Origin of the sequence: Azospirillum doebereinerae (assembly GCF_003989665.1) — a bacterium.
GTDB lineage: Bacteria > Pseudomonadota > Alphaproteobacteria > Azospirillales > Azospirillaceae > Azospirillum > Azospirillum doebereinerae.
In genome coordinates, this window is record NZ_RZIJ01000002.1 from 368,338 (window position 1) to 381,687 (window position 13,350).

At 66.9% G+C, this 13,350-nt stretch carries 11 protein-coding genes; all 11 read right to left on the minus strand.

The window, feature by feature from the left end; all coding sequences use genetic code 11:
• Positions 1–3: 3 nt before the first annotated feature.
• Positions 4–966, minus strand: coding sequence for an NAD-dependent epimerase/dehydratase family protein (locus EJ913_RS04960; RefSeq protein WP_126995351.1), 963 nt, complete (start codon positions 964–966; stop codon positions 4–6).
• Positions 926–1,639, minus strand: coding sequence for a glycosyltransferase family protein (locus tag EJ913_RS04965; RefSeq protein ID WP_126995353.1), 714 nt, complete (start codon positions 1,637–1,639; stop codon positions 926–928). The genes EJ913_RS04960 and EJ913_RS04965 overlap by 41 nt, the downstream gene beginning before the upstream one ends.
• Entirely contained in the window at positions 1,636–3,129 is a 1,494-nt protein-coding gene (locus tag EJ913_RS04970) for a glycosyltransferase family 2 protein (RefSeq protein ID WP_126995355.1), read from the minus strand. Before EJ913_RS04970 ends, EJ913_RS04965 begins: the two co-directional genes overlap by 4 nt.
• The gene (locus EJ913_RS04975) at positions 3,126–3,761 is read right to left on the minus strand and encodes an HAD family hydrolase (protein WP_126995357.1); all 636 of its coding nucleotides are present in this window, start codon (positions 3,759–3,761) and stop codon (positions 3,126–3,128) included. Before EJ913_RS04975 ends, EJ913_RS04970 begins: the two co-directional genes overlap by 4 nt.
• Entirely contained in the window at positions 3,751–4,374 is a 624-nt protein-coding gene (locus tag EJ913_RS04980) for a glycerophosphodiester phosphodiesterase family protein (RefSeq protein WP_126995359.1), read from the minus strand. Before EJ913_RS04980 ends, EJ913_RS04975 begins: the two co-directional genes overlap by 11 nt.
• Positions 4,371–5,126, minus strand: coding sequence for a class I SAM-dependent methyltransferase (locus tag EJ913_RS04985; protein ID WP_211098876.1), 756 nt, complete (start codon positions 5,124–5,126; stop codon positions 4,371–4,373). The genes EJ913_RS04980 and EJ913_RS04985 overlap by 4 nt, the downstream gene beginning before the upstream one ends.
• Entirely contained in the window at positions 5,123–6,766 is a 1,644-nt protein-coding gene (locus EJ913_RS04990) for an SEL1-like repeat protein (RefSeq protein ID WP_126995361.1), read from the minus strand. Before EJ913_RS04990 ends, EJ913_RS04985 begins: the two co-directional genes overlap by 4 nt.
• 49 nt (positions 6,767–6,815) lie before the next feature.
• Positions 6,816–8,192, minus strand: a complete 1,377-nt coding sequence (locus EJ913_RS04995) for an HlyD family type I secretion periplasmic adaptor subunit (protein WP_126995363.1) — start codon at positions 8,190–8,192, stop codon at positions 6,816–6,818.
• The gene (locus tag EJ913_RS05000) at positions 8,155–10,392 is read right to left on the minus strand and encodes a peptidase domain-containing ABC transporter (protein WP_126995365.1); all 2,238 of its coding nucleotides are present in this window, start codon (positions 10,390–10,392) and stop codon (positions 8,155–8,157) included. Before EJ913_RS05000 ends, EJ913_RS04995 begins: the two co-directional genes overlap by 38 nt.
• Before the next feature lie 549 nt (positions 10,393–10,941).
• Entirely contained in the window at positions 10,942–12,285 is a 1,344-nt protein-coding gene (locus tag EJ913_RS05005) for an ABC transporter ATP-binding protein (protein ID WP_126995367.1), read from the minus strand.
• The gene (locus EJ913_RS05010; protein ID WP_126995369.1) at positions 12,282–13,349 is read right to left on the minus strand and encodes a rhamnan synthesis F family protein; all 1,068 of its coding nucleotides are present in this window, start codon (positions 13,347–13,349) and stop codon (positions 12,282–12,284) included. Before EJ913_RS05010 ends, EJ913_RS05005 begins: the two co-directional genes overlap by 4 nt.
• Position 13,350 lies beyond the last annotated feature (1 nt).

Genomic DNA, 13,350 nt, shown 5'->3' on the forward strand with positions numbered 1-13,350 from the left:
TCCTCATTCCGAACGGTCGCCGGCGTACATCCAGGCCAGCGTGTTGTGCAGGGTGCGTGTGCAGGACATTCCGAAGCGCCGCAGGCGGGTGTCGTCCCCCTGCTGGAAGCGCAGGTCGTTCGGCCGGCTGAAGGCCGGGTTGATGGCGATCTCCGGACGGAACCCGGCGATCTCCGCGAGCGTGTCGAGGATCTCCTGGATGCTCGCGGTCTGATTGCGACAGATATGGACCAGATCGGGCACCGCGGATCTGGTGATCAACGCGTGGTACACCGCCGCCGCGTCGCGGATGTCGACGAAGTCGCGCCGGATGTCGAGCGCGCCCAATTCCAGGCGCGGCGCCCGTTCCCGGAAATGGCGGACGATCTTGGGGAGCAGGAAATGCTCCGCCTGCCCCAGCCCGATGCAACTGAAGGGCCGGGTCAGGACGATGGAGAAGCCACCCTCCGCCATCCCGCACACCCGCTCCGCCAGCCATTTGCTACAGGCGTAATGGTTCACCGGATCGACCGGGTCCGATTCCCGGCTCACCCATTCGGTCCGGCTGCCGTAGACATTGGCCGTGCTGGCCTGGATCAGACGTCCGGCGAAGCCGGTGGCCTTCAGGGCGTCCACCAAACGCTGCACGCCGAAGGCGTTGATCTCGTACAGGCTCCGGTAGTCCTTCTCAGCGGGGGAACTGATCGCCGCGAGGTTGATCACCACGTCCGGCCGGCACGCCGAGAGGGCGGACAGGATGCTGTCCGCGGACATCAGATCCAGCCCAAGGGACCGGGAATCGACGAACTCGAGGGTCTCGTCCCGCTCGCACAGGGTTCGGACATGCCGTCCGGTGAAGCCGGAGGAACCAAGGATCATCACGCGCATTTTCGATCGACCAACCCCGCTTCTCAAAGAATCCCGTCCTTCCCCCGTCCCCATCGTTTCAGCCGTCGGGATGGAACAGCTTGGTGATGGGCCGGACATGATCGACAGGCATGCCGACGACGCTGCGCCCGGCCTCGATGAGGCCCGTCATGGCGGGACAAACGAACAGCGCCCCCCGGCAACCCAGGCGGTCGCGGTGGCGGATGGAATGGGCGGCGGCCTCCAGCCAAGTCGCCGCGTCACGGAACAGGTAGCTGCCGGCCGACGCGCAGGACGAGATGACCCGCTTCTCCACGGCCTCCGTCACCCGGCCTGCCGCGTCCATCCGCAGATAGCTGTAGCAGTCCTCGTTCGATTCGAACCAGGGAACCACCGCCGCCAGCGCCGGGTCGGCCGCGAAGCGTTCCTCGATCGGATCGACGCTTTCATAGAGGAGATCCACCAGATCGATGCACAGCGGCTCCTCGGGCCTGCGCAGCAACGCCGTTCCGGCCAACGCTGAAAGCAGCGCACCGCCGCTCAGTTCGCCCAACCAGACGAAGGCAGCTCCCGGAAAGCGCTGCCGCAGCACCGCCTCCAGCGTCTCGCCGGCGGGAAGGTCACGGCGCAGCACGAACACCAGCCCGTCCGGCCGCAGTCGTCCCTGCCGCCACCAGGGCCGGCCGGTCAACGCAGTCTCGACCAAAGGCCGCCCGTCCACCGCCATCAGCGGCTTGAGCCCGAGCGTGGGATGGAGAAGGTCGGGTCCGGCCAGCGGAACGATGCACATCATGGCCGGGTCCCCGCTTCTCCGCGCCGCCGCAGGTAGATCCGCAGATCCTCGGGCGTGCCGAGCCCCTGCATGGCCTCGGCGGGAATCTCGTACACCCCGATGGGCGCGCGGCGGGTGACGGCGTGATTGTAGACCGGGCAGACGTAGAACTCGTTGTTGGTGCGGTCGTTGCGCGCGATCATGTCCACGGCCCAAGTGACGAAGTCCCGGCCGCGCCGGAACAGGTAGATGCCGACCGTGGCGAGATCGGAGACCGCGACCTTCTCCCGGACCTCCGCCACCAGCCCGTCGGGGCCGGTGCGGGCGAAGGACCATTTCGGGTCGCGCGCGGCATCCCGGAAACAGAGGATGGAGCCGCCCAGCCCGCGCTGCAGACAGTCATCGACGAAGGCCGCGACGTCGAAATCGACGAGCTGGTCGCAGTTGGCGATCATCAGCGGCCCGTCGTCGGGGATGGCCGTCCCCGCCTGGAGAACGGTGCAGGCGGCCCCTTCGCTCAGCCCCTCGACCGGGATGAAGCTCACCGGATAGCGCTGCTTCAGACGTTCGACGGTCGCGGCCTCCGCCTCCAGATGCTCGCGCCGCGCCATCAGCACAAACCGGACGCCCGGCAGGGAAAGATTGTCGAGCACACGCTCGATCATCGTCTTGCCGGCGATGTCGATGAAGGGCTTGGGCGTGCCGTATCCCGCCGCGGCGAAGCGGCTGCCGGCGCCGGCCATCGGGATCACCACGGTCAGGGCGCGGTCGTCGGCCGTCGGTACCGGCAGCAGCCCGGCGCGCTCGTGCTCCCGTATCTTCTGGGGCGAGTAGAAGCTGTGGTAGCGGTCGGCGGCGATGCCGTATTCGCCGATCCTCATGCCTTCTAGGACCAACTGGTTGAGGCTGGGCGCGATGTAGTAGGCGTCATTTACGCTCGCACCCTGCCGGATCATCGCGAGGGCGGCGCGGACGAAATCGCGGCCGCGCGCGAAATAATAGAAGCCAGCCACGGCGCGGCGGCTGATCACCCGCTTTTCCGCCGCTTCGAAGACGCGGCCTTGTTCGTCGCTATTGACGTAGGACCAACGCGGGTGGACGGAGGGAAAGGTGACGACGCCCGCGTCCACCGCGTCGCCCCGCATCGACGCGACGATCGCGTTCAGGTCGCCGTCGATCACCTGATCGCCGTTGCAGATGATCAGCGGCTCGTCGTTGTCGATCCAGTCGATCGCCATCAGGCACGAGCACGCGGCCCCCTGGGTTGGATAGCGCAGCGGGACGGTCACCACCTCCGGCCCGCCGATCAGCCGCAGCACGCTGTCGAGGCTGTGCTGGCGGACGTCCTGCGCACGGACGACGAAGATCATCCGCCCGCCGATGGCCCGGACATTCTCCACCACCCGCTCGATCATCGGCTTGCCAGCCACCTCGATCAGCGGCTTGGGAAAGCGGAACTCCTCCACCGGGAAGAAGGTGTCCTCGGCGGCGATCGGGATCAGGATGTTCATTGGCCCCCCTTCCGGTCGGCGTTCGCGATGGCCGCGCGGATCCGCGCGTAGGTCACGTCCTCGATCCCGCCGACCTCCATCAGATGCCCGCCAGCGGCCCGGGCGGCGGTTATCCCATGCTCGTTGTCCTCGACGATCAGGCAGCGGCCGGGCGAGAGGCCCAGGCGGCCGATCGCCGTCTCGTAGATCTCTGGATGGGGCTTGCTGCGTGCGATGTCCTCGTTGGACAGGCAGAAGTCGAGATGGGGCATCAGCCCGGACAGCTCCATCATCCGCAGGACGCTGTTGCGGACCGAGTTCGAGCAGACGGCGAGGCGGTAGCCATCCCGGCGCAGGCGGCTCACCGCATACTGGATGTGGAAGACCGGCCGGCAGCGCACCGCAATAATCTCCTCGGTGTGGCGCTGCTTCAGCTCGTTTAGGAAGCCGTGCAGCGCCTCCGGCAGGCCGCGGGACCGGGACAGGATCTCCAGCTTGCGGCGGGTCGGCAGACCGTCGAAGCTGGCCAGATGGTCGTCGACGCCGATCTCCATCCCGAACAGCCGCAGCGCCTTGTTCAGCGCTTCGTAATGCCAGTCGCGGGCGTCGACCAGGACGCCGTCCATGTCGAAGAGGATGGCTTCAATCGCCATGGAAGAACTCCCTGGCCTCGTCCGGGAAATCGGTGCACAGCATCACGCCGGGGCCGTCGGAGGCCCGCCAAGCCCGCCACGCGTCGCGGTGGGGCCGCCCGTGCAGCTCGGGGGACACCAGCGCGACGGCACGCCCGGCGTCCCTATGGCGGCGGATGGCGGCAGCGTCGATCCAGTCGCTCTCGAACAGGTCCATCCACACGCCCGCGGCCCGGTCGAGCAGGGCCGGAACCGGCTCATGCTCGCTCTGCCGGGTGAAGGCCGGCAGCCCGGCCCGGAGATAGCCCAGCGTGTCGGGGATCGACATGTCGAACACGAAGAAATCTTTTGGCGCCAACGGCGCCAGCATCCGTGCCAGCCCGGCCTGGAGGCCGTCGCTCTTGACGTTGATCGCCAGCGGGCCGGGACGGCCGTGGCGGTCGAACAGCTCCAGCAGCGCGGCGAGATCCGGCACCTCGCCGACCGGCGGGTCATGGCTGACCACCAGCCGTCCGTCCTGGTCCCGCACGTCGAGTTCCAGGCCGAACCCGGCCGCAAGCGCGCGTTCGAACGCGGCCAAGCTGTTGCGCTCCTCGGCACGTGTCCACCATCCCCGGTGCGCGAGAACGATCATTGCGGCCCCGCCTCCGTCGGCTTGCGGAAAACGAAGAACATGTCGTCGCCGCGATGGTCGATCGACGCCCCGGTGGAGCCTATGTATTTGTGAAGGTCATGCTCGAAATCCGGCGCCAGATAATGGAACGCATACATCGTGTCGAAAAATTCAAGAACGAAACCGGCGTTCCCGCAGATCTCGATCACCTCCTTGGATGAATATTCGCGGACATGCGGCCAGTACAGCCAGGGCGGCTCGTTGTTACAGAGCTTGAACGCATTGATGAGGGAGCAGGCGTTCGGGGTGGTGAGCACAAGCTGTCCGCCCGGACGCAGCACCCTGTGCATCTCCGCCGCGAAGGCCCGGACGCCGGTGAAGTTGAACAGCACGAGATCGTCGAAATGTTTGTGGTCCTGGTCCTTGATATGCTCGAAGACCTCGAAGCTGAACAGGATGTCCGCCGACGCATCCTCGGCGTCCATCCTGTAGCGGAAGTCGCCGTCGATGGCGGCGACCGGCTGCCCGACGGATCGGTAATATTCGCTGAGGCCGGACAGATGCCCCGTTTCGGCAACCGTCTTGCCTGAAAGGTCGAGGTTCCGAGCGATCAGATCCCATGTCTTCAGATAGCGGACCCTCTGGTCGGAAAAGGCCGCGCCGTCAAAGAACGAAAACACCTGCTGCGCCGTTTTCGGGTCGTGGGTGGTCGGGATGTAATGATCGACGATCATCCGTGTCACCCATTTGTGCTTTTCGTCTTCGGCGTTCATTCCACAGTTCTTTCGACGGCGCCAAAGCTTCCCAACAGGGCCTTCGCCCTCGGCTCTCCCAGTTCGGCCGCCCTCGACAGCCATTCGGCGCCGCGATCCGGCGAGCCATTCTCCGGCCATTGACCGTACAACTCCCCCAGCGCCGTCATCGCGCGGGCATCGCCCTGCGCCGCGGCGCGGGCCAGCCAGCCCTCGGCGGCCTGGGGATCGGGGGCGCCACCGAGGCCGTGCAGGCAGAAACGGCCGAGATTGACCTGTGCGCCCGGATGGCCGCGTTCGGCGGCGCGGAGCGACCACAGCCGGGCGGCGGCGTAATCCTGCCCGACCCCGTCGCCTTCCGCATAGGCGACGCCAAGCCGGAACATCGCCGGCGCGCTGCCCTGTTCCGCAGCCCGGCGATACCAGCCCACCGCCCCCGCCCGGTCGGGCGTGACGCCACGGCCGAGTGCGTGCAGAAGCCCGAGGTTGTAGAGCGCGTCCGGGTCGTCGCGCTCCGCCGCCCGGGAGAACCAGTCCATGGCGCAGGTCCGATCCTCCGCATCCCGGTCGCGCTCCGCGTAGAAGGCACCCAGGCCAAGCTGGGCAGCGACATCGCCTTGCGCCGCCGCGCGCTCCAGCCATTTCACCGCCTCGCGTTCGTCGGGCGCCACCCCGGTTCCGGTTCGGTGGAGTTGGGCGAGCAGGCGCTGGGCGCCGGCATGCCCCAACTCGGCCGCCATCCGGTACCAGCCCGCCGCTTCGGCATGATTGGGAGGCAGACCGTTCCCATGGCTGTGCCAGTCACCCAGCAACGCCATCGCCTCGGTATCGCCCTGCAACGCCGCCTTCCGCAGCCAGGACTCGCCGGCCTGCGCGCCGCCGCCGATCGCGGGTTCCTTGAGATGAAGCGTCCCCAGCGCGCGCTGGGCGGCGGGCACCCCGGCTTCGGCCGCGCGGCGGAAACTGGCCGCCGCCTCGTGGAAATCGGGATCCAGACCCAGACCCTGCACCTGATGCAGACCGATGAAATACCAGGCCGTCGGCTCCCCCGCCGCCGCGGCCGCGCGGAACCATACCAAGGCTGTGGCCGGATCGGCCTGCCCGGCATAGCCGCCCGCCAGCAGGGTTCCCAACCCGAGCATGGCCTGCGCGTCGCCCTGCGCCGCCGCCAGGCGATACCAGGCCTCAGCCTGCGCGTAATCGACCTCCACGCCGAGGCCGTTCGCATGGATGCAACCGAGCAGCGCCTGCGACGAGGCGACGCCTTGCGCGGCGGCGGCTTCGGCCCAGCGGCGCGCCTGCTCGGCATCGCGTTCGACCTGGATGCCTTCGGGGAACAGGAGGGCCAGCGCGGCTGCGGAGGGCCGGGTGCCGTCCGGGGCGGCGCAGCCGTGGAAGCAGAGCTGCGCCATCCTCGCCTGCGCCTCGCCATGGCCCTGCCCGGCGGCCCGGCCGTACCAGCCGGCCGCCTCGACGGCGTTGCACAGCACGCCCTCGCCCTGCTGGTAGGCGAGGCCGAGCCGGTACTGGGCCTCGGCGTCGCCGGCCCGCGCGGCGGCGAGCCAGCATTGGACCGCGCCGACGAAGTCGCCGCGCCGATGCCTGCGCCGGCCGCGCGCGAGAGCACGGCCGGGCCGGCGCTGCCGCAGGGCTTCGATCACCGTCCGGAACACCCGGCCCCCCTGTGCCGATCGGAGACGAGGACGGACGTCATGGCTCGCGCATCCCTTCCGAGGCGTTCGTGAGAACGCGGTCGAGGAAATACCAGATGAGTGTGCGCGATCCGACGACGATGTCCGACACCAGGGTCATGCCCGGCACCAGACGGAAATCGGACGGCACATCGCGCAGGGCGACTTCGTCCAGCGAGATCCGGGCCTTGTAGAAGCGGGCCGCCCCCGGCGCCGCCCGGTCGGTGGCGAAGGAATCCTCGCTCACCGAGCGGACCGTGCCCTTGGCGGTGCCGTGTTCCATGTACCGGTAGGCGTCGAGCTTGACCTCGACCTTATCGCCGACCTTCACGAATCCCTGATCGGCGGCGGTGATATCCGCCTCGATCTCCAGCGGCGCGCCGGCCGGCACCAGGATGAAAAGCTTCTCGCCGGATTGCAGCACCGAGCCGACCGAATAGCGCCCGACCTCCAGCACGACGGCGTCCTCGACCGCGCGCATCTCCACCAGTTCGCGCCGCTTGGCGGCCTTGCCCAGATCCTCGCGGACGCGCGACAGATCGACGCTGCGGTTCACCAGATCCTGGACCGCGGCGCTCTGCCATTGCTGGAAATAGCTCTCGCGGTCGGCCCGCAGGGCTTCCAGCTCGTGCGTCGCCGCCAGTGCGGCGCCTTCGCTGGCCTTCATGTTGCGCAGCACCTCGACGCGCGTGTCGCTGGCCATCAGCGCGTTGATCCGGCTGCCGGTCTGACTCTTCTCGAGCGCGAGGCGCATCGATTCGACCTCGGTCAGCAGACCGAGGCGCGACCGGTAATGCTGGATGTTCTCCTGGTTGCCGGCGAGCGTCGCCTTGGCCGTTTCGATCCGCTGGTCGAAATTGGCGAGCTTGGACTGGAGCTCGGCCTGACGATGGCGCCAGATCGATTCCTGAAGGCGGTAGTAGGCGTCCTTCTCCTCCGGCCGGTACGGCTTGCCGTCCAGCTCCGCCTGCAGCCGGGACACCTCGGCGGTCAGGCTGACGAACTGGCGCTCCAACTGCGCCTCGTCGGCCTTCAGGATGGTGGGGTCGAGCGTCGCCAGCACCTCTCCGCGCCGGACGACCTGCCCCTCGCGCACCTCGATGCTGCGAATGATCGAGGTTTCCAGCGGCTGGACGACGATCGTGGAGGATTTGACGACCATGCGGCCCGGAGCCTCGACGATGCGGTCGAGCTTCATGACCGAGGCCAGCCCCAGCCCCAGCAGAACCATGGCGCTGAGCATCAGCACCGCGGCACGCGCGGCGAACGGGTCGGCCGAACCGGTAATCTCGGCCGTCTCGGACTGGAAATCGTTGATCGCCTGCTCGGCGGACCGCCGGTCCGACCGGCCGATCCGCTCAGCCCTGGCAGGCGGGAACGCGGGCTGCGCGGTCATGCCGGCCTCCGGGAGTAAGATGACGGTTCTGTTGGAACCAGAGCTGCCGGTAGATGTCGCAACGCTCGAGCAGCGTGTCGTGCGGGGCCGCGTCGTAGAGCTTGCCGCGGTCCAGCACCAGGATCTGGTCGCAGTCGATCAGCGACGCCAGCCGGTGCGAGATCACGATCACCGTACGGTCCTGGGCGATCCGCATCAGGTTGCTGTTGACGATGGCTTCGCTTTCCGGATCCAGCGCGCTTGTCGCCTCGTCGAAGATCAGCACCGGCGGGTCGGGCAACAGCGCGCGGGCGATGGCGATGCGCTGGCGCTGGCCGCCCGACAGGTTGGCCGACCCTTCCTCGATCATCGTGTCGTAGCCGCGCGGCAGCCGCTCGATGAACTCCTCCGCACCGGCCAGCCGGGCAGCCTGGACGATCTCCTCGAAGGTGGCGTTGGGCCGCGCCATGGCGATGTTCTCGCGCACCGTGCCGCGGAATAGAAAATTATCCTGGAGGACGACGCCGAGGTTCGTGCGCAGATGGTCGATGTCGATCTCGCGCAGGTCGGTGCTGTCGATCTTGATCAGCCCCTCGTAGTTCCGGTAGAGGCCTTGGAGCAGGCGGGCGATCGTCGTCTTGCCCGACCCGCTGCGCCCCATGACGCCGACGATGCTGCCCTTGGGGATCGAGAGGGTGATGTCGGACAGGGCCTGGGTCGGCGCACCCGGGTAGCGGAAGCGGACCCCGTCGAACTCGATCGCCCCCTCGATCCGCGGCCGCATGCCACGGCGGTCGCGCCCCGCCTCGGGCGCCACGTTGACCACCGACGCGATCTGGAGGACGGCGCCGCGGATTTCCTGGACTTCCTCCAGGAGGGCGGCGATCTGGACGAAGGGGCTGACCGCCCGGCTCGCAACCATGCTGAAGGCGACCAGCGTTCCGGCGTAGAGCGTGGTGTCCGACGCGATGGCCAGATAGCTGCCGAGCAGAAGGGTGCCGGCGTAAATCGCGCGCTCCAGCATGTGGAGGATGCTCTGCGGCTGGTTGGACAGCATCTGCATCCGGGTGGTGGCGTGCACCGCCTCGGCCACCCGATCGTCCCAGTCGCGCAGCTTGCCGCCTTCGATCGCCAGGGACTTGATGGTCCGCATTCCGTGGATGGCCTCGACCATCAGCGAATTCTTGCGCTGCTCCGCCTGGATGACCCGCGTATGGACGCGCGACAGGACCGGAACGTAGAGGGCGACCACCACGAACATCAGGATGGCGGCACCCAGGACCCAGAGGGCGAGCGGGGTGTTCAGGACGAACATCGCCGGGATCAGCACCACGAGCGTCATGGTGTCGAGCAGCGTGCTGAACAGCCGCCCGGTCAGGAAGTTGCGGATCCGCCAGACCTCGCCCAGCCGGTACAGGATCGAGCCGGCCGGGTTCTGTTCGAAGAACTCGGTCGGCAGGGCGAGCAGCTTCTGGAAGATGTACACGCTGAGGCGGGCATCGACCCTGGCGGTGCCGCGGGCGATCAGGTAGCGCCTCAGGAAGCTGAATCCCGTATCGAAGACGATGAAGAAGGCAACCGCCACGGTCAGGACCGAGACGGTGGAGAGGCGGTGATGCACCAGCACCTTGTCCACGACCGTCATGTAGATGAGCGGGGGCACCAGCGCGAACAGGCTCATCATCAGCGCGGACACGCCGACGTCGCGGAAGATCGTCCGCTCCTGGAGAAGCTGCCCGACGATCCAGCCGAAGCTGAATGGCCTCTCTTCGGCGCGAAGGCCATGGCGGCGCTTGACGAACATCGCCTCGCCGGCCCAGACGGCCGAAAGCCGGATCTCGTCGACGAGAAGCACCGCCCCGTCCGGGCTCAGCGGGTCACGCAGGACGGCGACCGTCCGATTGTCCTCCTGCTGGACGCCGATGAGGACGAGCGACTGCCCGTCGCGCATCCGCAGGATCACCGGCAAGGCGTTGCCAAGCCGTCCGAGTTGGCTCCAGCGCAGCCGTGCGCGGCGCGTGGTCAGCCCGCTGACGTCGGCGATCCGCGCAAGCTGCTTCAGCGAGGGTTCGCCTGTCGGCAAGCCATGCTCGCGGGACAGCCGTTCCGGCGCCAGATGGACACCCCGCTCCCGCGCGACCATCGCCAGCGCATGCAGCGCGGCACTTCCTCCGGTTACGTTCGGTGTGGCGAACCTTTCCAAATCCGGAAGAACATCCATGAACAAAGCATCCGAACCGTAGCAACGATCTTTCGCATCCACATCGGCAAAGCTTTTGAGATGCTTTCAAGGCCGTATGTGGCGGCGACGTTAGAATAGAGGCAAACTGCCTGGAATGTGAGGTGTTTTCCAGGATAATGTTGTGTCAACATGCGCCCACTTTCATCATGAAAGATTATGAAAGTTTGTTTTCCCGAAATTGTTTGCCACCTGTTTGTAACGGCAGGAGGATCGGACGATGCGGACAGACGAACAGCGCAAAAAATACAAGGATGATGGTTGGCGCTATCCCAGTGATCTGACGGACGCGGAGTAGGAGACGATCTGTCCGCTGTTTTGGGTTACGATCACGTACCCAAGCCGCCGGCCAGGATCCTGGACTCCCAGAGCGTCACCTTCGGCCCGCAGCGGGGCGAGTGGGGCATGGACGGCTGGGACCTCGATCACATCAAGGTCGACGGCATTTATGTCGGCCACGGATCGACGGAGATGGTCTCTGAGCGCAAGATCTGGCCGTACCTGCTGCGCGGCCTTCTTTGATTTTTTTGATCAAGACATGTCCAGGCGGATCGCGTGCATCGGGACTCCGACAAGACCACGCGCGACATGGCTCGACACGACCTTCAGGAAAAGCGCCTCATCGACCCAATGATGCTGCACGCAGTCGCTCTGGGTACCCTCGGCGACCGCCACCGTCATCGCGTAGTCGCCCACCGGCAGGTAGGGGAGCTGGAACTGGAAGGAGGCTTCGAAGGATCGTCCGGCCGGTATCGCCGGCGGCGCCTCCTGGAAGGTCAGGAATGTGTTGTCGCCGAACAGCGGCTGTCCGAGCCGGTCCTTGATCAGGAAGCCGACGATCGGCCGGGTCAGGGCGACGTGGCTGTCGCAGGCGATGCGGACCACCACTTCCTCCCCTCCATGGAAGAGGGAAAGCGCCGCTCCCTCCGGCGTCGTGATGCGCACGTTCGCGACCGTGGCGCCGCGGGTGCCGAACCAGGGCGCGTCCGGATTGAAGTCGAAGATCTCGATGGCGTTGCGCCGCTCCGACATGCGCAGCCGCTCGTCCCGGACATCCGGCCGGCTGCGCACGGCCGGCGGCGGAGGCGTGCGATGACCGCCGATCCGGAAGCGGTCGTTCTTGTCCTGCTCCCGGTACATGTCGGCCAGATAGTCGTGGCAGACATCCTTGGCCGGCCCGACGGCGCGCACCGTCCCGCTGTCCAGCCAGATCGCGGTGTCGCACAGGGCGCTGACCTGGTTGATGTCGTGCGACACGAAGAACAGGGTGCCGCGTTCCTTGAAGCGGTGGATGAAGCGCATGCATTTCTGGGTGAAGGCAGCGTCGCCGACCGCCAGGATCTCGTCGACGATCAGGATGTCGGCGTCGACATGCGCCACCACCGCGAAGGCGAGCCGGGCGTACATGCCGCTGGAGTAGAACTTCACCGGCTGCTCGATGAAATCGCCGATGCCGGCGAAGGCGGCGATGGAGTCGTAGCGCGCGTTGATCTCTTCGTCCGACAGGCCCAGCACCGAGGCGGCGAGATGGACGTTCTCGCGCCCGGTGAATTCGGGATTGAAGCCGGCCCCCAGCTCCAGCAGCGCCGCGACCCGGCCATGGACGGCGATGCGGCCGGTGGTCGGGGCCAGCGTGCCGCAGAGCAGTTGCAGGAAGGTCGATTTTCCGGCGCCGTTGCGGCCGATCAGCCCGACTGTCTCGCCCCGGCGCACAGTCAGCGCGATATCCTTCAACGCCCAGTATTCGTCGTAATATTTGCGCCGGCCACGCATCAGCATCTGCTTCAGCCGGTCTTGAGGGCGCTTGAAGACAGGATAGGCCTTGCCCAGCCCAGCGGCTTCGATCACCAGCTCCGCAGTCGGGCATCCGGTCATGCGCAATGATTCTTCATCGATGCTTCGAGATGCCGGAGGATGAGGTCTGAGTCGTAAGAGCTGGAAGCCTCGATCACGGAATCCCAGCAATGGACGAAGGGAACCCGGGCCGGATTCTTGTGCAGCAATTCCCGTTTCAGGAACGGACAACCCATCTCGGCGATCAGATAGTCCCAAAAATAATGACTGCCGTTCAATGGCTCGCCGCGGTCCACCGCGTCGAAGAGCATGGAAAGATAGGCGTGATGGCGCCGCCCCAGCCCCGGCGCCGCCAGCGCTCCGCCGTGCCGCACCGCCTCGCTGACCCCCGTGGCGGCCTGCCGGTAGGGAAACAGCGCGGCGCAGCGAAGCCCGCCGCGGATCAGCGCGCGCGACAGGCCGACCTCGTAACGCAGCACCACCCAAGTCTTGGACTGGACGTAGCGGACCTGCCGCCAAAACTGCGCGAAGGCCGGGCTAAGCAGCGCCTGCCGCTTGAACAGCAGGAAGTAGCTTTGAAGATGATAGCCGAATTGCCAGCTGTCAGTGATGCCCCATACCGACGCCCGGCCGGCGTCGGCCCGCCGCAGGAGAGTGGCCAGATCGTGGAACGGCCCATAGACGCTGTCGTTGGCCAGCAGAAGCTCCTCCAACCCCTCCCGCTCCTCCAGCGGGCCGAGCAGAGCCAGGCCGTCCCGGAAGGCGCCGAAATCGTAGCCGACGTTTCGCCGCCGGACCATCAGCGCGCAGAGCGTCTGCAGCTCGGCCAGCGAATCGGCGGTCAGCGACGGAGCGTTGCTGACGAAGACCAGCTCGAAGCCGGCGATGCGCAGTTGGCGGAGATAATAGAGCACATAATCATGGACAATGCCGGCGCGGTCGTAATGGACGAACACCGCGATCCTGGCGGCTCCCTCCAGGCGCCGCTCCCCGTTCCAGCGTTCCTCGACATAGTCGCCGCGCCGGCGCAGGACGCTGGCCGCGAAGGCGATATAGGCGAACAGCCGCAGGGCGACGACGTGCAGCCGCCACCATGACGCCAGGGCGAGGCCGGTGATCCGGCCCAGGAAACCGCCTGCCGGCATG